This window comes from Curtobacterium sp. MCJR17_055, from assembly GCF_003224335.1.
GTDB lineage: Bacteria > Actinomycetota > Actinomycetes > Actinomycetales > Microbacteriaceae > Curtobacterium.
The window spans coordinates 637,912-660,144 of record NZ_QKLF01000002.1 but is presented as its reverse complement, the minus strand read 5'-3'; the positions used below and the strand labels follow the sequence as shown (position 1 = coordinate 660,144).

The 22,233-nt window shown below is 72.6% G+C and carries 25 protein-coding genes; 14 read left to right on the top strand and 11 right to left on the bottom strand.

Going from position 1 to position 22,233, the window contains the following annotated elements; all coding sequences use genetic code 11:
- Positions 1-52 precede the first annotated feature (52 nt).
- From DEJ16_RS07220 to DEJ16_RS07210, 3 genes are all read left to right on the top strand, one after another.
- Positions 53-493, top strand: a complete 441-nt coding sequence (locus DEJ16_RS07220; protein WP_110825588.1) for an OsmC family peroxiredoxin — start codon at positions 53-55, stop codon at positions 491-493.
- 92 nt (positions 494-585) lie between these two features.
- A complete protein-coding gene (locus tag DEJ16_RS07215) occupies positions 586-1,560 on the top strand; it encodes a threonine/serine exporter ThrE family protein (protein ID WP_110825589.1) in 975 nt (324 codons plus the stop codon).
- An 18-nt stretch (positions 1,561-1,578) separates the two neighbouring features.
- Positions 1,579-2,088, top strand: coding sequence for a threonine/serine exporter family protein (locus tag DEJ16_RS07210; RefSeq protein WP_181419507.1), 510 nt, complete (start codon positions 1,579-1,581; stop codon positions 2,086-2,088).
- A gap of 131 nt (positions 2,089-2,219) precedes the next feature.
- Here the strand turns inward: DEJ16_RS07210 and DEJ16_RS07205 are convergent, their stop codons facing one another.
- Together DEJ16_RS07205 and DEJ16_RS07200 are read right to left on the bottom strand one after the other, a co-directional pair.
- Positions 2,220-2,414 (bottom strand): DUF2795 domain-containing protein, encoded by a 195-nt coding sequence (locus tag DEJ16_RS07205; RefSeq protein ID WP_110825591.1) that lies wholly within the window; start codon positions 2,412-2,414, stop codon positions 2,220-2,222.
- A 116-nt stretch (positions 2,415-2,530) separates the two neighbouring features.
- Positions 2,531-3,223 carry a TetR/AcrR family transcriptional regulator gene (locus tag DEJ16_RS07200; RefSeq protein WP_146232840.1) on the bottom strand — a complete coding sequence of 231 codons (693 nt, stop codon included), beginning with the start codon at positions 3,221-3,223 and terminating at the stop codon, positions 2,531-2,533.
- Between the two features lie 208 nt (positions 3,224-3,431).
- On the opposite strand from DEJ16_RS07200, the gene DEJ16_RS07195 reads away from it, so the two are divergent.
- The gene (locus DEJ16_RS07195; protein ID WP_110825593.1) at positions 3,432-3,752 is read left to right on the top strand and encodes a hypothetical protein; all 321 of its coding nucleotides are present in this window, start codon (positions 3,432-3,434) and stop codon (positions 3,750-3,752) included.
- 83 nt (positions 3,753-3,835) lie between these two features.
- On the opposite strand, the gene DEJ16_RS07190 is transcribed toward DEJ16_RS07195, so the two are convergent.
- Positions 3,836-4,747, bottom strand: coding sequence for an SDR family oxidoreductase (locus tag DEJ16_RS07190; RefSeq protein ID WP_110825594.1), 912 nt, complete (start codon positions 4,745-4,747; stop codon positions 3,836-3,838).
- 95 nt (positions 4,748-4,842) lie between these two features.
- Positions 4,843-5,049, bottom strand: coding sequence for a hypothetical protein (locus DEJ16_RS07185; protein ID WP_110825595.1), 207 nt, complete (start codon positions 5,047-5,049; stop codon positions 4,843-4,845).
- A gap of 144 nt (positions 5,050-5,193) precedes the next feature.
- Between DEJ16_RS07185 and DEJ16_RS07180 the strand changes: the two genes are divergently transcribed.
- Positions 5,194-5,922 carry a hypothetical protein gene (locus DEJ16_RS07180; RefSeq protein WP_146232839.1) on the top strand — a complete coding sequence of 243 codons (729 nt, stop codon included), beginning with the start codon at positions 5,194-5,196 and terminating at the stop codon, positions 5,920-5,922.
- A 22-nt stretch (positions 5,923-5,944) separates the two neighbouring features.
- Here the strand turns inward: DEJ16_RS07180 and DEJ16_RS07175 are convergent, their stop codons facing one another.
- Complete coding sequence (locus tag DEJ16_RS07175; protein ID WP_110825597.1) at positions 5,945-6,727, bottom strand: endonuclease/exonuclease/phosphatase family protein; 783 nt, start codon at positions 6,725-6,727, stop codon at positions 5,945-5,947.
- Between the two features lie 61 nt (positions 6,728-6,788).
- Positions 6,789-8,294, bottom strand: coding sequence for an LCP family protein (locus DEJ16_RS07170; protein ID WP_258365855.1), 1,506 nt, complete (start codon positions 8,292-8,294; stop codon positions 6,789-6,791).
- 136 nt (positions 8,295-8,430) lie between these two features.
- Here DEJ16_RS07170 and DEJ16_RS07165 point away from each other — a divergent pair, with 136 nt between their 5' ends.
- Positions 8,431-9,267, top strand: a complete 837-nt coding sequence (locus tag DEJ16_RS07165) for a YdcF family protein (protein WP_181419505.1) — start codon at positions 8,431-8,433, stop codon at positions 9,265-9,267.
- A 12-nt stretch (positions 9,268-9,279) separates the two neighbouring features.
- Here DEJ16_RS07165 and DEJ16_RS07160 read toward each other — a convergent pair whose 3' ends face one another.
- Entirely contained in the window at positions 9,280-9,930 is a 651-nt protein-coding gene (locus DEJ16_RS07160; protein WP_110825599.1) for a GntR family transcriptional regulator, read from the bottom strand.
- Positions 9,931-10,022: 92 nt separating this feature from the next.
- Between DEJ16_RS07160 and DEJ16_RS07155 the strand changes: the two genes are divergently transcribed.
- Together DEJ16_RS07155 and DEJ16_RS07150 are read left to right on the top strand one after the other, a co-directional pair.
- Positions 10,023-10,436: a MarR family winged helix-turn-helix transcriptional regulator gene (locus DEJ16_RS07155; RefSeq protein ID WP_110825600.1), complete on the top strand. Its 414-nt coding sequence runs from the start codon at positions 10,023-10,025 to the stop codon at positions 10,434-10,436.
- An 81-nt stretch (positions 10,437-10,517) separates the two neighbouring features.
- On the top strand, positions 10,518-11,546 hold the full coding sequence (locus DEJ16_RS07150) for an LCP family protein (RefSeq protein WP_110825601.1): 1,029 nt from the start codon (positions 10,518-10,520) through the stop codon (positions 11,544-11,546).
- Between the two features lie 97 nt (positions 11,547-11,643).
- On the opposite strand, the gene DEJ16_RS07145 is transcribed toward DEJ16_RS07150, so the two are convergent.
- The 4 genes from DEJ16_RS07145 to DEJ16_RS07130 form a co-directional block, all read right to left on the bottom strand.
- Positions 11,644-12,339, bottom strand: a complete 696-nt coding sequence (locus DEJ16_RS07145; RefSeq protein ID WP_110825602.1) for a transglycosylase family protein — start codon at positions 12,337-12,339, stop codon at positions 11,644-11,646.
- 338 nt (positions 12,340-12,677) lie between these two features.
- Entirely contained in the window at positions 12,678-13,829 is a 1,152-nt protein-coding gene (gene rlmC, locus DEJ16_RS07140; RefSeq protein WP_110825603.1) for a 23S rRNA (uracil(747)-C(5))-methyltransferase RlmC, read from the bottom strand.
- Positions 13,830-13,846: 17 nt separating this feature from the next.
- Positions 13,847-14,752 (bottom strand): SMP-30/gluconolactonase/LRE family protein, encoded by a 906-nt coding sequence (locus DEJ16_RS07135; protein WP_258365854.1) that lies wholly within the window; start codon positions 14,750-14,752, stop codon positions 13,847-13,849.
- A 94-nt stretch (positions 14,753-14,846) separates the two neighbouring features.
- On the bottom strand, positions 14,847-15,467 hold the full coding sequence (locus DEJ16_RS07130; RefSeq protein ID WP_181419504.1) for a DedA family protein: 621 nt from the start codon (positions 15,465-15,467) through the stop codon (positions 14,847-14,849).
- Between the two features lie 216 nt (positions 15,468-15,683).
- Here DEJ16_RS07130 and DEJ16_RS07125 point away from each other — a divergent pair, with 216 nt between their 5' ends.
- From DEJ16_RS07125 to mnhG, 6 genes are read left to right on the top strand one after another with little or no spacing between them, the layout of a single operon-like run.
- Positions 15,684-18,557, top strand: a complete 2,874-nt coding sequence (locus DEJ16_RS07125; protein ID WP_110825605.1) for a Na+/H+ antiporter subunit A — start codon at positions 15,684-15,686, stop codon at positions 18,555-18,557.
- Entirely contained in the window at positions 18,554-19,039 is a 486-nt protein-coding gene (locus DEJ16_RS07120) for a Na(+)/H(+) antiporter subunit C (RefSeq protein WP_110825606.1), read from the top strand. Before DEJ16_RS07125 ends, DEJ16_RS07120 begins: the two co-directional genes overlap by 4 nt.
- Positions 19,036-20,769 (top strand): Na+/H+ antiporter subunit D, encoded by a 1,734-nt coding sequence (locus DEJ16_RS07115; protein ID WP_110825607.1) that lies wholly within the window; start codon positions 19,036-19,038, stop codon positions 20,767-20,769. The genes DEJ16_RS07120 and DEJ16_RS07115 overlap by 4 nt, the downstream gene beginning before the upstream one ends.
- Positions 20,766-21,347 (top strand): Na+/H+ antiporter subunit E, encoded by a 582-nt coding sequence (locus tag DEJ16_RS07110; RefSeq protein WP_110825608.1) that lies wholly within the window; start codon positions 20,766-20,768, stop codon positions 21,345-21,347. Before DEJ16_RS07115 ends, DEJ16_RS07110 begins: the two co-directional genes overlap by 4 nt.
- Complete coding sequence (locus tag DEJ16_RS07105; RefSeq protein WP_110825609.1) at positions 21,344-21,757, top strand: hypothetical protein; 414 nt, start codon at positions 21,344-21,346, stop codon at positions 21,755-21,757. The genes DEJ16_RS07110 and DEJ16_RS07105 overlap by 4 nt, the downstream gene beginning before the upstream one ends.
- Entirely contained in the window at positions 21,754-22,119 is a 366-nt protein-coding gene (gene mnhG / locus DEJ16_RS07100; protein ID WP_110825610.1) for a monovalent cation/H(+) antiporter subunit G, read from the top strand. The genes DEJ16_RS07105 and mnhG overlap by 4 nt, the downstream gene beginning before the upstream one ends.
- Positions 22,120-22,233 lie beyond the last annotated feature (114 nt).

Here is a 22,233-nt window from a genome sequence, read left to right as displayed (position 1 = left end):
GACTCGGCCACGAGGGTCGCATCCGGCCCGCACCCCGACGAAAGGAGCGGCCATGCCCACGCGCACCGCACGCACTGCTTGGAACGGCGGCCTGAACGACGGCTCCGGCCAGGTCGAACTCTCCAGCTCGAAGGTCGGCACCTACGACGTGTCCTTCCCGAAGCGCGCCGCTGACGAGGCCGGCGGCACCACCAGCCCCGAGGAGCTCATCGCCGCAGCGCACTCGTCCTGCTACGCGATGCAGTTCTCGGCGATCCTCGGCGAGGCCGGCGGCACCGTCGAGTCCCTCGACGTCAAGGCCGACGTCTCGCTCGGCCCGGACTCGGCCGGCGGCTTCAAGCTCACCGGGATCGTCCTCACCGTCTCCGGCGAGGTCTCCGGCATCGACGAGGCGGCCTTCCTGAAGGCGGCCGACGAGGCGAAGGCGACCTGCCCGGTCAGCAAGGCCCTCACCGGCGTCGACATCGAGCTGCACGCGACGTTCGAGCAGTAAGCGCCGAGCACGCGCCTGACGGGAGGCCCGCCCACCGCTCGGTGGGTGGGCCTCCCGTCCGTCTCCCCACCGACGGGAGGCACAATGGTCCGATGGCCGAACCGCTCCTGCCCGGCCCGCGGCCGGGCCGTCCACCCCGACCGCGATCGAAGGCGCGGAGCGTCGCCCAGCACGACATGCGGGACATCCGCGCACGGCTCCGCGGCACCATCTACGAGCACGTCACGCCGGACACCAGGTCGCTGCGGGAGCAGTACTCCGCCCGCCAGATCGTCGACTTCTGTCTCGACCTGGCCGAGGTGATGCTCGCGTCCGGTGCCGACACCCGGAGCGTCGAGACGGCGGTGATCGCGGTCGCGACGAAGTGGAACCTCGCGCCGCTCGACCTCGACTTCTCCGGCAGCGCGGTGACGATCCAGTACTCCCCCGTGGAGGGTCCGCCACTCGTCAAGGTGCGCAGCACCCGGTCCGACGGCGCGGACCTGGCGCGGCTGGCGTGGGCGAACCAGATCGTCGACGACGTCATCCACGACGACCGCGACATGACCAGCGCCGTGAGTGCCCTCGTCGCGGTGCTCCGGATGCCGCCGCGGTGGCCGACGTGGCTCGCCGACGTCGGGCTCTCCGTGCTCGGCACCTCGATCGCGATGCAGGCCGGTGGTGGCTGGCGGGCGGGTGTCGGGGCCTTCGTCCTCATGCTCGGGATCATCGTGTCCGGCCGGTGGCTGACCGGACGGGGCTACCCGCAGTTCTTCGTCTCCGGTGCCCAGGGTGGCGTCGCCTCGGTGATCGGCACGCTCGCGATCTGGGCGGACGTGCTCACCCCGACCGGCGCGGCGACGATGGTGGCCGCCCTCGTGGTGCTCCTGCTCCCGCACGTGCAACTCGTCACGTGGGCGCAGGACGCGATCTCCGGGTTCCGGGCGATGGCGGTTGCCCGGGCCTTCACGATCGGGATGCTCATCGCGGCGATCGTCGTCGGGGTGCCGGCCGGCATCGCGATGACGCACTGGCTGCGGCTCGAGGTCGACCCGTCCGGCATCGTCACGCAGGCCCTGCCGCTGTGAGCGTCCCTGTCCCTGACCGTGGTCTCGGCCGGGGCGAACTGCTTCGTGCAGCAGGCGAGCGCCCGCGTGATCCCGGTCGCGGTGGTGCTCTCCGTGGCGGCGGGGGCGGCGCTCTGGCAGCTCAAGGCGTTCGGGCTCCCGCTGCTCGGGGCGACCTTCCTGGCGTCGGTGCTGCTCGGCGTGCTCTCGACGTACGCCGCGGTGCGGATGCGGACGGCCGTCGCGGCGATCGCGGTGCCGGCCTTCTGCGGCGCGCTCCTGCCCGGTGTCGCGGTGTCGAACGCCCTGCTCAACGTGATGAGCGGGTCGTCGAGCTCGGTGCTCGACTTCGGGTCGGCGGTGACCGTGGCGCTCGCCATCGGCGCGGGGCTCGTGCTCGGCGGGCTCTTCGCGACGCCGGGGGCACGTCGCGCCCTGCGTCGCGGCCGCCGCATCCATGTGCACTCGGTGCACAGCGACACCACCGCGCTGCCGGTCATCCGCGACTCCGGCTACGACCCCGGGAACGGGTCCGTCCCGCGATGGTGACGCGTCCGACGCCCGCGCCCGCGGCCGCACACACTGCCCGCCGTTCGCACTGAGCGACACCGCACGGGGTCGACCCCACGTGCGCTGTCGCTCAGCGCGGACGCTGCCCCTGCGGGCCCGGCGGTGGCGCGCTAGTTCGCGTCCGAGACGGCCTTGGACACGTCCGTGGGGCCGTCGTACTGACCGTCCGGAATCGCACGGAGCGCCTCGAGCACGTCGTCGGGGGCGCTCTCCTTCTCGGCGGTCGACACGACGTCGTCCTTCGAGGCGGGGTAGTCGATGCCGCTCAGGTACTTCTGGATCTGGATGGGGTTCGGTGCTGCCACGATCGGTTCCTTCCGTTGGACCTCCCGGCGTACCCGGAACTCCCTCGGCACCGACCCAGCGGATGCGGGCAGCGGCCAGCCGGCGCCGTGTCAGCGCCGGACGTCGGCGACGAGCGTCAGGCCGACCAGTTCTCGTCGTCCGACCAGGACACGTCGGACCAGGTCGACAGCCGACGCTGTGCCTGCGCCTCGTACCGCTCCATCCAGCCGCGCTCGAGCCGCGCCACCGCGCGGTCGAAGGCCGCGACGAGGTCGAGCTCGCTGCGCAGGAGCGCCTGCAGCTGCAGCCCCTCGTACAGGGCGATGAGCTGCTCAGCACCGCGGCGGGGGTCCATCGTGTGCGGCGCACGGCCGAGGGCGATGTCGTGCTCCAGGCCGCGCTTCACCTGCGCGAAGAACAGCTGGTAACGCGAGCGGAGGTAGCTCGACATCGGGTGCTCCGGGTTGCCCGCCACGCTGAGCAGGGCGACGAGCAACCGCATGAGCGCGGGGTCCTCGGCGTTCGAGGCGACGATGGCGCGCAGGAGTTCGACGGTGCTGCCGTCACCGACCTCGCGCGTCACCTCGTCCATCCGCGCGCCGTTCCACCGGTCGAGGGCGGCCAGGACGAGGCCGTCCCACGACGGGAAGTGCTGGTGCAGCTCGGACGTGCTGATGTCGAGCCGCTCGGCGACGTGCTCGGGTCGCGCCTCGTGGAAGGGGACGTCACGGAGCAGGTCGACGGTCGCACCGACGATCCTGATCCGCAGGTGCAGGGTCGCCGCGGCCGCAGCTGCGGCCATCGTGTCGGCGCTGGTGTCTTCGAGCATCGTGCCCTCCGTGTCCGGGACGAGCACGGTCAGGTCGTGGCCGAGGCGTCCGGGGGTGCGGACGTCCTGTCCGCACCTCGATCCTCCCGTAGATCGCGGGCGACGAGCATCCCCGGTACGGGGGTCGGCAAGATGGGGGACAACGGAGTACGGGGAGCGGCGGTGTCCGGCACGGGCGTGTCCCGCCCGGATGTGTGACGATGCCGCCATGTCCCCGAACGACTCCACCGCCCACGGACTCGCGACGATGGCCTCCGCGGGCTTCGAGTTCGGCAGCACGCCCGAGCAGGTGGCGCACGACGTCCGCACGATGTGGGAGCACCTCGGCCGTCCCGACGGTGCCTTCGAGGCCGCGGCCGCCGCGATCGCCGTCCTGCCGCAACGCCCCGAGGTGCCCGTCGCGCTGCAGGCCCGGCGCCGCGAGTTCGAGGAGGCCGTCGGCATCAACCCCGTCGAGGTCGAGCTCGCGGCGGCCCTCGCCGCCCGGGAACTCCTCGAGACGATGGCGCGGACCTGCGGGACACACTGATCGTCGGGTGCCCGGACGACGGGAGGCCCGCGGCTGCAGAGCCGAGGGCCTCCCGTCGTGTCGGCGGCGCCGCCGCGCGGTGACTACGGCGTCGGCATGCCGCCGTCGACGTGCAGCGTCTCGCCCACCACGTAGGACGACTCGCCGCTGGCGAGGAACACGAACGCCGGCGCGAGCTCGGCGGGCTGACCCCAGCGGCCGAGGTAGGTCTGCTCACCCGCGGACGGCAGCGCGTCGGACGGCTGGCCACCGGCCGGCTGCAGCGGGGTCCAGATCGGGCCCGGTGCGACGGCGTTCACGCGGATGCCCTTCGGCGCGAGCTGCGCGGCGAGGCCCTTCGCGAGGTTGTTGACGGTCGCCTTGGTGGCGGCGTAGTGCACCAGGTGCGGCGACGGCGCGTAGGCCTGGATCGACGTCGTGTTGATGATCGTCGAGCCCGGCTTGAGGTGCGGCACGGCGGCCTTCGTGATGCGGAAGGTGGCGTACGCGTTCGTCTTGAACGTCTCGTCGAACTCCTCGTCGGAGATCTTCGTGATGTCGTCGACGTTCTGCTGCTTGCCGGCGTTGTTCACGAGGATGTCGAGACCGCCGAGCTGCTCGACGGCGGACGCGACGAGCTGCTCGCAGAACGCCAGGTCCGTGATGTCGCCCGGGAGCGCGACGGCCTTGCGTCCGGCTGCCTCGATGAGGGCGACGATGCGGTCGGCGTCCTCCTGCTCCTCGGGGAGGTAGCCGATGGCGACGTCGGCACCCTCACGGGCGTAGGCGATGGCGACGGCGGCACCGATGCCCGAGTCGCCGCCGGTGATGAGCGCCTTGCGGCCCTCGAGTCGACCCGAGCCGCGGTAGGTGTCCTCGCCGTGGTCGGCGGGCACGTTCTCCGCCATCTCGGCGTCGGTGCCGGCACCCTCGAGGTACTGCTCGTCCGGCTTCTTGTCGGCGTAGAGCTTCGTCGGGTCCTGCATGGTGTACTGGTCGATCCGCTGGTCCGTCATGCGCCAGACGGTACGCACCCGCGCACCCGCCCCCGCTCAGGAGGCTGTCCCCCGCCGCGCAGTCCGGATCACGTCCGGGCCGGGCCGGCTGTGGTTCAGAGCGGGCGGTAGACCGTGATCGGCGGAGCGTCGTCGCCCTGGTCCTCCGCGTCGCCCGTGCGCGCCCAGGTCCGGCCGTCGTGGTCGAGCGCGTCGGGCAGGTCACCGTGCACGATCATCCGCACGGGCGGCGCGTCGCCGTCGACGAGGTCGACGCCGTGCGCCGCGTTGTCACCCGTGCTGTCCACCACGTACTCCGCCATGTCGACGACGCTACGCGACGGTCCCCGGCCGCGTCCGGGACCCGGCGGGACCGCAGGCCCGGAATGTCACGGTCCGGTGACGGTGCGGCTCCGTTTCGGTAACACCCGTCGTCCACCAGGGCGCTGGCGGCTACCGTCGAGCGGGTGACTCCCAGGACCGTGACGGCGATCGGCGCCGTGGTGCTCGCCCTCGTGGCGGGTGGCGCCTCCGTGGACCGTCTGCCCGGTCACGACGCGGGCCGAGCGGCGGCGGCGGAGGCCACCCCGACCGCGACGTCCACTCCGGCCCCCAGCTGGCGTCCCGTGTCCGGCGCCGCGCTCCGCACCGTCGACTCGGTCGAACTCGCCGCCGAGTCGATCGTCCTGCGTGCCGACGACCGCACGGTCTCGGTCGTCTCGATGCGTGACGCGAAGCACACGGTCGGCGTCCTGAACCGGCTGCTCGGCACGCCGGCGCGCACGCAGACCGCGGTCGGCGACGCCGGTCGGTGCGTCCCGGCGAGCACGACCTCGACCTGGGGCGGAGCCCTCCGGGTCGCCGCGCTGCGCGAGCCCGCAGCGGCCGGCAACCGCGTCGAGATCCGGGTCCTGCGCGACCACGTCCGCTCCCGGCTCGGCACCTCCGTCGAACTCTCCGGTCCGCACGGCGTGCAGGTCGGCGACGACGTCCGTTCCCGCATCGAGGACGCCGCGGCGGACGAGCGCGAGTCGCTGGGCTCCGAGGACGCCGAGGCCTGGCAGCTGCTGCTCGCTCCGGGGTGGTCGTCGGAGCGCAAGGGCGCCGGCGAGAACGGCGTGTCCGTGCTGACGCAGGAGTCCACCGTGACCGTCATCGGGTCGCCGATGCCGGTCCGCGCGACGCGGGGCTGCTGACCGCCCGACGTCGCCGCCCCGCTCAGATGCGGATCGTCGCCACGACCGGGAAGTGGTCGCTCGCGAACCAGCTCTCGGGGCCGTCGTGGTCGATCACGACGCGGTCGACACCGGCCACCCCGCGGGTGAGCACCCAGTCGATGCGCTCTCCGCTCGGCACCGGCGGCTGCCACTCGTTGTAGGACGCCGTCCGGTCCTCGGGGTCACCGGCGACGGTCCACGCGTCGGTGTACCCGGCCTCGGCGAAGACCCGCGACGCCGGACCGGACCCGGACGGCTCGTTGCAGTCGCCGGCGAACACGACCGGCCCGTCGACGACCGACAGCCGCTGGACGATCAGCGCGGCGCTGCGCCCGCGGACCTCGTCCCCGTGCGGGCCCGGTTCGTGGTCCAGGTGCGTGGTCAGCAGCGTGAAGGCCGGGCCCTCCGCATCGAGGAACTCCACGTGGTTCGCGATGCGCGGGTACTTGCTGCCCCACGTGTTCGAGACCGGCTCGTCCGGGGTGTCGGACAGCCAGAACGACCCCGACCCGGCGGGACGGAAGCGGTCGCGTCGGTAGAACACGGCGGCGTGCTCGCCCGCGGCGCCGCCCTCGCGACCCTGACCGATGTCGGCGTGGTCGGGCAGCCCGGCGCGGAGGTCGTCCATCTGGTGGTCGAACGCCTCCTGCACGCACACCAGGTCCGGGTCGTGCCGACGGATGAGGTCGAGGACGACCGGGCGGCGAGCGGGCCAGTCGTGCGCCGGGTCCGGGTTCTTGATGTTGTAGGTCATGAGGGTGATCGGGCGCGCGGTGCTGGTCACCCGTCGAACCTACCCGGAGGCACCGGGGCGCCGCCGCCCGTCGTGCGTCGGTGGGCCACCCTCAGTTGATGCAGACGCCTTCCTGCCCGTACTCGTGCACCGCCGTCGACGAGGGGCTGGGTTCCGCGGGCTCGGCCGGCTTCGACGCCTCGGCCTCCTCCGACGGCTGGGACGGCTGGGCCTCCTCCGACGGCTGCGCCGCAGCGGGAGCGGAGGGCATCCCGCCGTCCGTGCCGAGGACCAGGGTGACCCCCTGCACCGCGGTGCTCTGGACCGGCACCGCGCCGGGGACCACGGACGCGACGGCCTTGGCCTGGGCCTCCTGGCCGGCCGGGTACTGGACCATCGTCGTGGCCGTCGTCGCCGAGGAGCCGGGCGTCCCGACCTGGAACCCGCGTCCGGTGAGCACGCCGCTCGCGGTGGCCGCGGCGCCGGTGACGCCGCTGCCGTTGGTGACGGTGACGGACACGGACGCCGGGTCAGCGGCCTTCGCGTCGGTGTACGCGGGCGGCTCCCCGACGAGGCCCTGGACGAAGGCGGGCATGCCTGCGGTGTCGACCTCGACCACGGAGAGCGCGTACCCGTTGGGGTAGACCGTCGGGGTGCCGAGGATCGGGATGGTCGCGGACTTGATGTTCGCCGGACGGAGGTTGCTCATCTGTCGCGCGAGCGAGAGCAGGTCGAGGTCCTGGTCGGTGTCGACGGAGTCACCCATGGCGTCGATGATCTTGGTCATCTTCACCGGGTTGAGGAGCGTGCCGGCCGACAGGATCTTCCGCGCTTCCTGCGACAGGAAGTACTGCTGCCGGACCTGGCGGTCGAGGTCGCCGTTCGGCAGCCCGTGCCGCTGGCGGACGAAGGACAGCGCTTGCTTCGCATCGAGCTGTGAGACACCGGCGGGCAGGTCGACGCCCGAGTACGGGTCCTTCGTGGCCTGCTTGAGACAGACGTTGACCGGGCCGAGCTGCTTGACGATCTCGTAGAAGCCGAGCAGCGACACCCGCACGTAGTGGTCGATCGTCAGCCCGCTGAGCCCCTGGATCGTCGCGATGAGTTTCTTCGCACCACCGACGGCACCACCGCCGTCTCGGGTGCCGTACTCGAAGGCGCTGTTGAGCTTGCCCTTGCCGACGTCCGGGATGTCGACGTAGGAGTCACGCGGGAACGAGATCATCGTCGCGCTGCGGCCGTCCGCGGCGATGTGCAGGACGATCATCGTGTCGGTGTTGGTCGCGCCGCCGTCCGTCTCGGTGCTCAGTTCGGCGAGCTGCTCGGGGGTGGCGTTGTCCGGTCGGTGGTCGTCACCGACGAGCAGGATGTTCATCGCCCTGCCGTCGACGTCGTCCTCCGCCGGTGGCGCACTGCCGATCGCGTCGACCTTCGTGACGCTGCTCGCGAGCCGGTTGTACGCGTAGGCCGCGTACCCACCGCTCAGCAGCACGGCCATGGTGAGGACGCCTGCCACCGCAGGGAGGACGGCTCCCCAGTGGCGCTTCCGGCGCCCGTGGCGGGGCGGCACGGCGCGGTCGGCACGGCGGGGCCTGGTCTCCTCGGGTGCGTTCGTCACGGGGAGAACCATAACGGTGGGGCTCGCGGATGACATGGGTTCCGGCTGGACGAGCTGTACGGACCCCTCCGGGAGGCCCCGCTCACGGCCCTGCGGCGGGCGCGGTCCGCACATGGTCGCCCAGTACGGTCGCAGGGTGTTCCTGTCCGTCCTCGCCGTGTGCTGCGCCCTGGTCGCCGTGCTCCTGGTCGGAAACGGCGTCCGCGCACTCCGCCGCGGTGCCCGCAGCCTGACCAGGCTCCTCGCACTCGTCGCCGGGACCGTTCTGCTCGCGCTCGACGCCCTCGTCGTCGTGCTCGCGCGGGTCGACACCCCGACCAGCTCGGCGGTCCTCGTGCTCGTCCTGGCGGTCGCCGGGTACGTCGCCGTCGCCTTCCTCGTGTTCCTCGGCGCCGCGCTCGCGTACGGGCACGTGCGGGTGTCCGAGCAGGCCGAGGCGCTCGTCGTGCTCGGGTGCGGGCTCGTGCACGGGCAGGTGTCGCCGATGCTCCGGTCCCGGCTCGACCGCGCGGTCGAGGTGTTCCGGCGGTCGGACGCCGCCGGCCGCACCCCGGTCGTGGTGGCGTCCGGCGGGCAGGGCGCGGACGAGGACCGGACCGAGGCCGACGCCATGGCCGAGTACCTGGTCGGGCACGGTGTCCCCGCGGACCTCGTCCTCCGCGAGCCGCGCTCCCGGAACACCCGCGAGAACCTCCGGTTCTCCTCCGGGGTCCTCCGGGACGCCGGGGTGGACGGGCGGACGCTCGTCGTCAGGAACGACTACCACGTGATGCGCACCGCGATCACGGCCCGGCGCACCGGTCTCGACGCCCGCGTGCTCGGCGCCCCGACGGCACGGCAGGCGGTCCCGAGCGCGTTCCTGCGGGAGTTCGCCGCCGTGCTCGTCATGCACCGCTGGTGGCACCTCGCGGCGGTCGTGGCGATCGTCGCACTCTGGTCGCTCGGGCTCGCCACGGGGGTCCTGCCCCGCTGAGTGCCGGCCGCTTCAGTTCCTGGTGGGCAGCAGGTGGGCGGCCTCCATGGCGAGCTCCGCGGCGATCGGGTCGTTCGCCGCGACGGCGTCGCGGAGTTCCCGCACGCGGGGCGTGACCGCCTCGGGCGGCACGACCTCGGCGAGCTCGGGGACCCGCAACCGGAAGGCGAGTCCGTCGGTGGTGGCACGGCACAGCTGGGCGAGGGACGCGTTCCCGCAGGCCTCCGCCCACATCGCGTAGAGGTCCGCGCCGTCGTGGGCGACCTCGGCCTGCTGGCCCTCGCCGAGGCGCTCGAGCACGTCGTCGAGCGTCCGGACCACCCGGCGGCGCTCGGCGTCGGTGAAGCGCGGGACCGCGAGCCGGACGACGCCGCCGTAGATCACGCCGAGCGTCTGGTAGGCGTCGAGCAGCTCGGCCGCGCTGGGGGCGGCGACCTTGGTGTAGCGGTTGGGGGCCATCTCGACGAGACCGGCGCGGGCGAGTTCGGCCAGAGCCTCTCGGATGGGAGTGCGGGAGACGCCGAGCCAGGCGATGAGGTCGTCGTCGTTCAGCCGCTCGCCCGGCTCGAGCGTGCCGTCCATGATGGCGTCCCGGATCTTGTCCTGCACGGTGTCCCGGAGGAGCTTGCGCTCGGCAGCGGGCTGGGTCGAGGGCACTGGCATGCGTTCAGCGTGTCACATGTCACGCGGTCGGCGCGAGAGGCGCGACGGCAGCGCGCCGGAGGAAGTGGACCGCCCGACCGTAGACTCGCGGCATGGACGACGAGCCCTCCCGGTGGCCGATCGGGCGACTGCTGGCGGCCGCCGCACGGGCCGTCGAACGGGAGTGGGACGAACGACTCCGGGCGATCGGCCTGCCCCACGCGGCGCTCATCGCGCTCGACATCGCCCTCCGGAACGGCCCGACCGGCGCGGACGTCATCGCGAGGACGGCGCGCGTACAGCCGCAGACCATGTCCCGCACCCTCGAACGGCTCGAACGGGACGGCCTCGTCGTCCGCGGACCCCACCCCGAGGACGGACGTCGCCGGGTGGTGACGGTCACCGAGCGCGGGCGGGAGATGTGGGAGACCGCACGGCACATCGAGCGCGAGGTCCTGCCGGACGACCCGGAGCTGCGCCGTCGTCTCGGCGCGATCCTCTTGGGGAAGCGCCCGAGCCCACCGTGATGCTGGTACTTGTGTTCTACGTCTGAAATGTGACACCCTGGATGGGTCGGCACCAGGGCCGACCTGTCCCCAGGGGGTCTCGTGACCGGACGCCGCGCCGCAGCGCGCTCCATCCGGCACCGCCCGCTGCTCGTCGCACTGCTGGCGACCGTCGGGTCCCTCACGGCGATCGCCACGGTGCTCGCCGTCGTCGCCAGCGTGTTCATCGGCGGCCTGGCCGAGCGGTACGACGCGGGACGCACCGTGCTCGACGACCCCTTCCCGAGCGGAGGACGGCCGCACGACGACGGGGACGCACTGGACGTCCTGCTCATCGGGTCGGACGCACGGGAGCGGCTCGACCCGCAGCACGACGGCGTGGGCGGTGGCCGTTCCGACACCCTGATGCTCGCGCACGTCTCGGCCGACCGCAGACACGTCTCCCTGATGTCGATCCTCCGCGACTCCTGGGTCGAGGTGCCCGGACACGGCAGGGCGAAGATCAACGCCGCCTACTCGTGGGGCGGTGTCCCACTGACCGTGCAGACCGTCGAACAACTCCTCGGGGTCCGGATCGACCACGTCGCCGAGATCGACTTCGCCGGGTTCGTCGGGATGACCGACGCCCTCGGCGGCGTGACGGTGCAGTCCCCCGCGACCTTCGACGCCCGCGGACACCACTTCGTCCGGGGACCGAACGAGCTCGACGGCGCCGCGGCGCTCACGTTCGTGCGGGAGCGCTACGCCTTCCCGGACGCCGACCACACCCGGGTCCGCAACCAGCAGGCGTTCATGCGCGCGCTCCTCGAGCGGGTCCTGTCGGCGGACACCCTGACCGATCCCGGGGCCGTGCAGCGGTTCGTGAGCTCGACGAGCGCGTACCTCTCCGTCGACCCCGGTCTCACCTTCCCCACCCTGGTCGACCTCGGCTGGTCCCTCCGCCGGATCCGGCCGCACGACCTCGAGACGTTCACGCTCCCGACCGCCGGGGGTGGCACCAGCCCGGACGGCCAGAGCTACGTCGAGGTCGACCGTGCCGAACTGACCAGCCTCACCATCGCCCTGCGGTCCGACGACGTCGAGGGGTGGCTCGCGGGGCACGCGGCAGGGCGGACCGCGGCCACCGGCTGAGGCGACACGGCCGTCCGGGGACTCCGGGCCGGGGACGACGAAGCGCCCCACGACCGAGGTCGTGGGGCGCTTCCGATCGGCTGCGTGACGCTGGACGTCAGGCCGGGAGCTGCAGGGTCTGCCCCGCGTAGATGAGGTTGGCGTCGTCGATGGTCGACGTGTTCGCCGCCCACAGCTGCTTCCAACCACCGTCGATGCCGAGCTTCGTCGCGATGGTGTCGAGCGTGTCGCCGGACACCACCTTGACGGTCTTGCCGCTCGTGGGCACCGCGGCCGGCTTGCTCGAGGTCGCCGACGGAACCGGCGTGCTCGGGGCGGCCTTCGGAGCCGGGGCCGGTGCGGGAGCCGCCGGCTGGGCCGGGGCCGCCTGCTGCGCGGGGGCCGCCGGGGCGGCGGGGGCCGGTGCCGGCGCGGCCGGCTGCGGCACCGGTGCCGGAGCGGCGCCGGTGGTGCCGCTCAGGCCCAGCTTTGCGGAGCAGGCCGGCCATGCGCCCCAGCCCTGGGAGGCGAGGACGTTCTCGGCCACCGCGATCTGCGTCTCGCGGCTCGCGGCGGCCGGGCTGCCGGTGCCGCCGTTGGCGGCCCAGGTGCTCTGCGTGAACTGCAGTCCGCCGTAGTAGCCGTTGCCGGTGTTCGCGGCCCAGTTGCCGCTGGCCTCGCATGCTGCCAGGGCGTCCCAGGTCGAGCCGCTGGCCGCACTCGCCGGTGCAGCCGCGAGACCGACGCCCGTCGCGGCGAGGCCGGCGAAGGCGAGTCCGCCGACGAGGGCGCGGGTTCGGGTGTGGTTCTTCATGTCGTTGCTCCACCGGGGCCGCACTCGTCGTTCCCGACGCCGGCTGCCCACCCCGACCGATCGCGGTCAGTCTGATGGCGTCACCGGGGGCAGCCTCCGCGCCGGTGTCACGGTCGGCCACCATAGGAAACTCTGGCTCGTTATCAAACCGAGACAAATGGTTCTGCCCATCAGTGGTATGTACCCCTCGGTAGAACCTGAATCACCCGATCGCCGCGCCTGCGGCGATCGGGACGTACCCGGGTACACGACCTTCCGAGTTCCCTGGCAATCCCGGCCCGGCGTTGTGCGAGGCGGACCGGAGGCCCGGGACGGACCCGCACCGCGCCTCCCGGCCGTCAGGCCCGCGAGAGCAGCGTCACGGCCTCGAGGTGCCCCGTCTGCGGGAACATGTCGAGCACGCGCGCCCGCCGCAACCGGTACGACGGCATCGCCGCGAGGTCACGCGCGAGTGTGACCGGATTGCAGCTCGAGTACACGACGTGCCGGACGTCCGACGCCTCGAACCACCCCGCGAGCTCGGCACCGATGCCGCGCCGGGGCGGGTTCACGACCACGAGTTCCGGGGTGGCGCCGGGACGAGCGCGGAGGGCGTGCGCCGTGGCGTCGTCCGCGGCGAACCGGACGTCGGCCAGACCCGCTTCACGGGCGGACTGCTTGGCGGACACGATCGCCTCCCGGCTCGTCTCGATGCCGGTCACCGCGCGACCCGGCCGGGCCGCGTGCAGGGCGAATCCGCCGACCCCGCAGTACAGGTCCCACATCGACGCCGGGTCGACCTCGTCGATCCACGCGGACGCCTGCGCGTACAGCTGCGTCGCGACGGCCGTGTTCGTCTGGAAGAAGCTCTGCGGGCGCAGGTGCATCGTCACGGGACCGAGGCGCATCGGGAGGGTCTGCTGCTCGGTGAGCACGACCTCCCGGTCCCCCTCCGTGACGGCCTTGTGCTCCGGCAGGAGGTTCGCGGTCACGACGACCGCCTGCGGCAGCACCCGTCGGAGCACGTCGAGGTGGTCGCGGAGGCGCGGGAGCTGTCCCTCCGAGCGGAGGACGAAGCGCACCATGAGCTCGGCGTCGGGCGACTCGGTGACGAGCACGTACTTCAGCTCACCACGGCGCTGGCGGACGTCGTACGGGATGAGCCCCGCGGTCGAGACGAAGTCGGCGAGCACCGGGAGCGCCCGCTGGATGCCCGGCGTGCAGATCCCGCAGTGCCGCAGGTCGACGCCACGCTGGCGGTCGTCGAGGATCCCGACGGTGGGGTGCTGCACGGAGCCGCCGACCACCATCTTCGCCTTGTTGCGGTACCCCGACTCCGGACTCGTGACCGCGGGGAGCCACTCGACCGCTCCCGGGCCGCCGGCGGCCTCGACCGCGTCGTGGAGGAGCTCCCGCGTCCGGAGTTCCTTGTCGAGCACCTGGTCGCCGTATGGCTGACCCATGAGGGTGCACGACCGGCACACCCCGCGGTCGAAGTAGTCGCACTGCATGGCCGGGTCAGGATACGTCAGCGGCGGGCGGCGTCCCGGGTCGTGGTCCGGATGCGGTGCACCGAGGTGGTCGCCGTGATGAAGAGGGTGCGGCCGTCGTCGCCGCCGAAGCAGAGGTTCGACACGACCTCGGGGACCGGGACCGTGCCGATCCGGACCCCGTCGGCGGAGCAGACGACCACCCCGAGGGCGGAGGACGACCAGATCCGTCCGGCCTCGTCGACGCGGAGGCCGTCCGGCACGCCCTCGTCCGGAGCGAAGCGCACGAGGTCGCGGCCGTTCTTCACCCGCACGGCCGGGGCTCCGGCCGCGTCCGGGTCCACCACGACGTCGTACGCGCGGATCACCGGGCGGTCACGGTCCGAGCTCGCGACGTACAGCACGCGCTCGTCGGGCGAGAACGCCAGGCCGTTCGGCTCGTCGACGTCGAGGACGACCGGGCGGAGGTCCTCGCCGGCGGGTCCGCAGCGGAACACCCAGTGGTCGCCGTACTCCCGCACGCCGGGGTGTCCTTCCCGCGGCTGCGTGATGCCATACGCGGGGTCGGTGAACCACACGCTGCCGTCCCGGGTGACGACGACGTCGTTCGGGGAGTTGTAGCGGACCCCTCCCCAGGACGACGTGATCGGGGTCACGGTGCCGTCCCGGTCACGCTCGACCCGGCGCAGCCCGTGCGAGCACTGCACCACCGATCCGTCCCGGTCGAGGGTCCGGCCGTTCGTGTACTCCACGTCGTCGGCGTACACCGACACCGTGCCCTCCGCCGCGGACCACTGCATGATCCGGTCGCCGGGGATGTCCGACCAGCGGAGCGTCCGGGTCGCGGGGATCCAGCACGGACCCTCGGCCCAGGTGCTGCCGGTGTCGAGGGTCTCGAGCGCGGTGGGGTCGGGGACGAGCTCGGCGATGGTCGACTCGGGCACGGGTCCTCCTCCGAACGCGGACGGTCACACCACGGTACGGGCGCGCGTCCGTGCGGCACCCAGACCGTCGCAGCCGGTCGACCGCCGCTCGCGCTCAGCGCGCGGCGACCGCTTCGCTCCGCCGGCGCAGGGCCTTCTCGACCGCGGAGATGCCGAGTCCGAGGAGGATCGACGCCACGACCGCCACCACCGTCACGAGGAACGGCTGGTCGCGGCTCCAGCTCCCGGTCGCCGCCGCGATCGCGACGCAGTACGCGGCCCACACGACGTCGGCGAGCAGGCAGGCGAGCAGGAACCGCCGGGCGTCGAGTCCGCTGTCGGCACCCACGAGGTTCGTGGTGAGCCGGCCCATCGGGATGAACCGGCCGAGGACCGCGATGCGCCCGGGTGCCGACCGGTAGCGCTCGTCGATGGCCTCCCGCGCCTTCCTGACCTTCGGCCGCGTGAACCAGGACTTCGAGCCGAGGTCCGCCGAGCGCGCCAGGTGGTAGAGCCCGAGGTCACCGAGCACCATGCCGGTCGTCGCCGCGACGACGAGGAGGAGCACCGGCAGGAGCCCGCCGTCGCCACCGACCAGGAGCGTGCCGATCGCCACCACCATCGCCTGGCTCGGCAGGAACACCGCGACGCTGCCGACGGCGAGCACGAGACCGACGGCGAGGAACGCCCACGGGGTGCCGACGAGTTGGAGCACCACCTGTTCTGCTGCGTCCACCGGGTCACCCTCCGCGGCGCGCGAGATCGGCACCGTCCGTCCGATCATCCCAGATAGGCAGGCCGGGCTGCACCCGGACGGATGCGCGGAAGGGATCAGTCTGCTCCGGCTCGGCCCACCCTGTCCGCCCGTACAGGCTCTGCTCATCCACCTCTCCGTAGGCTGTGAGGAACCAAGAGAGCCGGACTGCAGCCCGACCCCCGAGGAGGTGTCCGCTTGTCCACCGTCCTCATCGCGTTCGGCGTCATCGCACTCGTCGTCCCCGCACTCACCCCCCTGCTCGGGCGCCGCGTCTTCTTCGTCGCCGCCCTCGCACCCGCGGCCGCCGCCGTCCTGACGGTGACGCAGACCCCTGCCGCACTCGGCGGCGGTGTCACGGAGCGGGTGCGGTGGATCCCGCAACTCGCACTGGACCTCGCGTTCCGGGTGGACGCCCTGTCGTGGGTGCTCGCACTGGTCGTCACCGCGGTCGGCGCACTCGTGCTCGTCTACTGCGCCTCGTACTTCGACGCCGACGAGCCCGGGCTCGGTCGGTTCGCGGGCGTGCTGACCGCGTTCGCCGGGTCGATGTACGGCCTGGTGATCGCCGACGACGTCATCGTGCTGTTCGTCCTGTGGGAGGCCACGACGGTCTTCTCGTACCTGCTCATCGGCCACGACGCCGTGAAGCGGGCCAGTCGCGCAGCGGCCATGCAGGCGCTCGTCGTGACCACCGCGGGCGGGCTCGCGATGCTGGCGGGCCTCGTGGTGATCTCGGTCGCCGCCGGGACGACCTCGCTGTCCGGCATCATCGCCGCTCCCCCGACCGGCACCGCGGTGTCGGTGTCCGTCGTGCTCGTGCTCGTCGGCGCGCTGACGAAGTCCGCGATCGTGCCGTTCCACTTCTGGCTGCCGGCCGCGATGGCCGCGCCGACCCCGGTGAGCGCGTACCTGCACGCGGCGGCGATGGTGAAGGCGGGGATCTACCTCGTCGCGCGCCTCGCCCCGGCGTTCGCGCTGCTCGACGGCTGGCGTGAGACGGTCACCGTCCTCGGTGTGCTCGGGATGCTCGTCGGCGGGTACCGGGCGCTCCGGCAGACCGACCTCAAGCTCCTGCTCGCCTACGGCACCGTGGCCCAGCTCGGCTTCCTGCTGCTCGCCGCCGGGTGGGGAGCGCCGGAGATCGCCCTGGGCGGCATCGTGCTGCTCGTGGCGCACGCCACCTTCAAGTCGACGCTGTTCCTGGTCGTCGGGACGGTCGACCACGTCGCCGGCACCCGCGACCTCGGGAAGCTCAGCGGTCTGGGCCGACGCCTCCCCTGGCTGGCCGCGGTCGCCGTGCTCGCGCTCGCGTCGATGTCCGGGATCCCGCCGCTCGTCGGCTTCGTCGCGAAGGAGGCCGTGCTCACCGGCTTCGTCGAGGAGCTGCACGGCACGGACGCGGTGTGGGCCTGGACCGCGCTCGTGGGCATCACCGTCGGCTCGGCCCTGACCGTGGCGTACTCCTGCCGGTTCTTCTGGGGCACCTTCGCCCGCAAGGCCGGGGTCCCGCAGACCGAGCCGCACGCCCTGCACGGGATGGGGGTCGTCCCGTCGCTGCTCGGCGTCACCGGACTCGTGCTCGGCCTCGCGACCCCGTTCGTCGCGCACGGCTTCGAGTCCGCCGCCGAGACCGCGCGGCACGGCTCCGGCGAGGTCCCGCACCTGGCCCTCTGGCACGGGCTCGAGCCCGCGCTCGGCCTCTCCGCGCTGACGCTCGTCGCCGGGATCGCGCTGTTCCTCGTCCGCGCCCGGGTCGAGGCCGTGCAGCACCGCTTGGCCGGCTCCCCCTCGGCGTCGGGCACCTACCGCCGCCTGATGCGGGCACTCGACCGGTTCGCGACCTGGCTCACCGCGAGCCTGCAGCGCGGCTCGCTGCCGTACTACCTGACGGTGATCCTGTCGGTCTTCGTCGCCGGCGCGCTGCTGAACCTCGTCGTCGGCGGCCCGTGGGAGTTCCACGTCCGCTTCGCCGACACGTGGGGGCAGCTCCCGGTGGCCGTCGTGATGTCGGCCGCCGCGGTGTCCGTGCTCGCCGCGAAGACCCGGTTCGCCGCCGCCGTGTTGGTCGGGGTCACCGGGTACGGGACGTCGATCCTGTTCCTGCTGCACGGCGCCGTCGACCTCGCGTTGACGCAGCTCGTGGTGGAGACCGTCACCCTCATCGCCTTCGTGCTCGTGCTCCGACGCCTGCCCCCGAAGATCGGCACCGCCAACCCGTCGCGCTTCCGGGTCCTCCGGGCGCTGTTCGCCGCCCTCGCCGGCGTCACCCTGGCGACCGTGGTCATCGTCGCCGCCTCGGCCCGTACCGCCCGACCGCTGTGGCCGGACCTGCCCGCGCTGACCAGTTCGTTCGGCCACGGGCTCAACGTCGTCAACGTCGCACTGGTCGACCTCCGCGGATGGGACACGCTCGGCGAGCTCACCGTCGTCGTGGCGGCCGCGACCGGCGTCGCGAGCCTCATCTTCGTGAAGTCCCGCGAGGACACCCTTCCCCGCCTGCGGGACATGCCGGCCGGGGTGGCGAACGGGGACGACCGTGCCGACGGGGAACCGCGCGCCTGGCTGCCGACGAGCGCAGCGATCCCCACCGGCCGCTCCGCCCTGCTCGACATCGTCGTCCGGCTGCTGTTCCACGGGCTCGTCGTGCTGTCGCTCTACCTGCTCTTCGCCGGGCACAACTCGGCCGGTGGCGGGTTCGCGGGCGGACTGGTGGCCGGCATCGCCCTGGCCGCCCGGTACCTCGCCGGCGGACCGGCCGAACTCGGCGCGGCGGCCCCGATCCGGGCCGGACGACTCCTCGGGCTCGGCGTCGCCACGGCGGCGGTCACGGCGATCGTCCCGATGGTCGCCGGCAAGGAGGCGCTGTACTCCGAGTTCTTCGAGGCGACCGTCCCCGTGCTCGGGCACGTCGAGTTCGTCACCGCCACGTTCTTCGACATCGGCGTGTACCTCGTCGTCGTCGGGCTCGTGCTCGACGTCCTCCGCTCGCTCGGCGCCGAGGTCGACCGCCAGCGCATCGAGGACCGCCGCACACCCGCCGCCGACACCATGGAGGGAACCAACGCATGACCGTCACCCTCGTCCTCGTCATCGCGATGGCCGTGCTGTTCTCGTGCGGCGTCTACCTGCTCCTCGAACGCTCCCTGACCCGGATGCTGCTCGGGTTCCTGCTGCTCGGCAACGCGCTGAACCTGCTGCTCCTGACGATGTCGGGTGCCGCGGGCGACCCGCCGATCGGGGAGTCGGCGGACGGCATCGCGGACCCGCTCCCCCAGGCCTTCGCCCTGACCGCGATCGTCATCACCTTCGCGGTGAGCGCGTTCCTGCTCGCGCTCATCCACCGCTCGTGGCGGCTGTCCCGCGCCGACGAGGTCGAGGTGGACGAGGCCGACGTCGCGATCCGGCAGGACCGCCAGGACCCCGCCGACGACGACCCGGAGCTCGCCGAGGAGGACGACGCCGCACCGCGCGACCCGAAGGCCCCCGAGGACGAGGACGACCCGCACGTCAGCGCTCCCCACGACACCGACCGAGAGCAGGCCCACCCGTGACCGCCCTCGTCCCGCTCCTCGTCCTCGTCCCGCTCCTCGGGGCCGCCGTCGCCCTCGGGCTGCTCCGGCACCAGCAGTTGCAGCGCGCCATCACGGTCGCGGTGCTCGTCATCGCCGTCGCGGTCGCCGTCACGCTCATGGTGCTCGTCGACCGCCACGGCACGATCGTCGTGCAGGTCGGCGGGTGGCAGGCGCCGTACGGGATCTCGCTCGTGGTCGACCGCCTGAGCGCCCTGCTCCTGACCGTGTCGGCGTCGGTGCTGCTCGTCGTCCTGCTCTTCTCGATCGGCCAGGGTCTGGCGGACGACGACGAGGACGCACCGGTCACGATCTTCTACCCGACGTACCTCGTGCTCGCGGCGGGCGTCCTCGACTCGTTCATCGCCGGTGACCTGTTCAACCTGTACGTGGCGTTCGAGATGCTCCTGGTCGCGAGCTACGTGCTCATCACCGTCGGCGGCAGCGTGCAGCGGGTCCGCGCCGGCACGACCTACATCATCACGAGCCTCATCTCGTCGTCGATCTTCCTCGCCGCCATCGGCCTGGTCTACGGCGCGACCGGCACGGTGAACATCGCCCAGATCAGCGAGCGCGTGGCCGACCTGCCCGACCACGTCCAGCTCCTGCTGCACACCATGCTGCTCATCGGGTTCGGCATCAAGGCAGCGGTCTTCCCGCTCGCGTTCTGGCTGCCGGACTCGTACCCGACCGCCCCGGCCCCGGTGACGGCGGTGTTCGCGGGCCTGCTGACGAAGGTCGGCATCTACGCGATCATCCGGCTGGAGACGATCATCTTCCCCCGGCCCCAGCTGAACACGGTCCTGCTCGTGGTCGCCACGCTGACGATGATCGTCGGCGTGCTCGGCGCGGTGTCGCAGACGGACGTGAAACGGTTGCTGTCGTTCACCCTGATCAGCCACATCGGCTTCATGGTGATGGGCATCGGGCTCGGGTCGGTGGTCGGTACGGCGGCGGCGGTCTTCTACACGGTGCACCACATCGTCGTGCAGACGACACTGTTCCTCGTCTCCGGGCTCATGGAGCGGGTCGGCGGCACGACGTCGACGCGGTCACTCGGCGGTCTCCTCACGGCGGCCCCGCTGCTCGCGGCGCTCTACCTCGTCCCCGCGTTCAACCTGGGCGGGATCCCGCCGTTCTCCGGCTTCATCGGCAAGCTCGGCCTGTTCCGCGCGGCAGCCGAGGACGGCTCGCCACTCGCCTACGTGACCATCGGCGCCGGGGTCGTGACGAGCCTCCTGACCCTGTACGCGCTGATGCGCGTCTGGGACGCCGCCTTCTGGCGGCCGAAGCCCGCCGCCGAGGCGGCCGCACCGCACGCCAGCGTCGCCGAGCCGCACGAGCACCTCCGGGCACCCGAGCCCGCCCCGGTCACCGTGCCCGAGGACGCGACGGACGACCGGACGGGAGGCACGGCCCCCGCCGGCGTGCCCGGCGCGGTCGTCCGCGCCCCGGCCGGGGACGGTTCGATCGGCACCCTCGACGACCCGACGCGGTCCGACGCCCACAGCACGGGCGACGCCCCGTCCTCCGAGCACGCCCGGTCCTCGCTCCCGCGGATGATGGTCGCGGTGACGACGGTCGCCGTCCTCGGCTCGGTCGCCCTGACGGTCGTCGCCGGTCCGCTCTACGGGTACGCGACCCGCGCCGCCGAGTCCCTCGAGTCGCCCGACCGCTACGTGCAGGCCGTGCTCGGAGGTGACGAGCAATGAGCGACGCCCGCCGCTACACGAACGCGCGCCGGATGGCCCTGGCCTGGCGGTACGACGTGCCCCTGGTCGCCGGCCTGACCGTGCTGTGGGCGCTGCTCTGGGGCAACTGGACGCCGCTGACCCTGCTCTGCGGGATCGTCGTCGCGCTGCTCGTCACGCAGCTGCTGCCGCTGCCACCGGTCCCGCTGTCCGCACGGTTCTCCGTCCTGCACGTGCTCCGGTTCCTCGTCGTGTGGGCCGGGTACGTCGTCGCGGCGTCGTTCCGGGTCGCCTGGGTCGCCGTCCGGCCGCGAGGGGTGCGGAAGAGCTCGATCGTCCTCGTGCAGCTGCACACCACCTCGGAGATGACGTTCACGCTGTCGACGATCGCGATCTCGCTCGTCCCCGGTTCCTACGTCATCGACGAGGACCTGCGGCGCCGACGCCTGCTGCTGCACGTGCTCGACACCGAGCGCATCGGACAGGTGGACCACGCCCGTCGAGAAGCGATGACCATCGAGGCGCTCGTCATCAGGGCGATCGGGTCGCAGCAGGACGTGTCCGAGCTGTCCGAGCCGCTGCCGGAGGTGACCCGGTGAGCGCCGCCGTCGTCGTCATGGCCGTCGGGGTCGCCCTCGTGCTCCTGCTGCTCGGCGCGACCCTCGCGCTCGCGGTCGGCCGGATCGTGCGCGGACCGACGATCCTCGACCGGATGATCGGGTCGGACATGGTGCTCACCACCGTGCTGCTCGTCATCGCCGCGGCGATCGTCGTCCGGCAGGACCCCAGCGCGGTCCCCGTGCTCGTCGTCATCGCCGCGACCAGTGTCTTCGCGACCGTCGCCGTCGCGCGGGCCGTCACGCCCTCCACCGACCCCGAGGACGAGGGCATGGACGCCACCACACCTGAGCATGCCGTCCAGGCAGCGGACGAAGCGGCGGTCGCCGGCCAGGCCGACGACGCCGCGGCCGAGGGCGACCACGGCCACACCGCAGGAGGCCAGCGATGACCGAGATGACGGACATGCTCCAGGCGTTCCTCGACGACGCCGGGATCCGCGCCTGGATCGCCCTCGCGCTGCTGCTCGTCGGGGCATCGCTGTCCCTGGCCGCGGCGATCGGCATCGTGCGCTTCCCGGACCCGCTGGTCCGGCTGCACGCGATGTCGAAGCCGCAGGTGCTCGGCCTCGCCTGCTGTCTGGCGGCGGTCGTCGTCGCCGTGTGGACGTGGACGGCACTCTGGGTGGTCCTGCCGGCGATGGTGTTCCAGCTCGCACTCGTGCCGGTGTCGACGCACATGATCGCCCGGGCCGGGCTGCGTTCGGGCGACTACCGGCACGAGGAGCTGCTGGTCGACGACACCGAGGGCTGATCGCCGGCGAACGGGGTGTTCGGACCAGGTGAGGCTCCTGGATCCGTGTGCCCTGCCCGGAAGTCCGGTGACTGCTCGGTCCTCCATCCGCCGCGCTTGTTCCAGGAGGAGTTC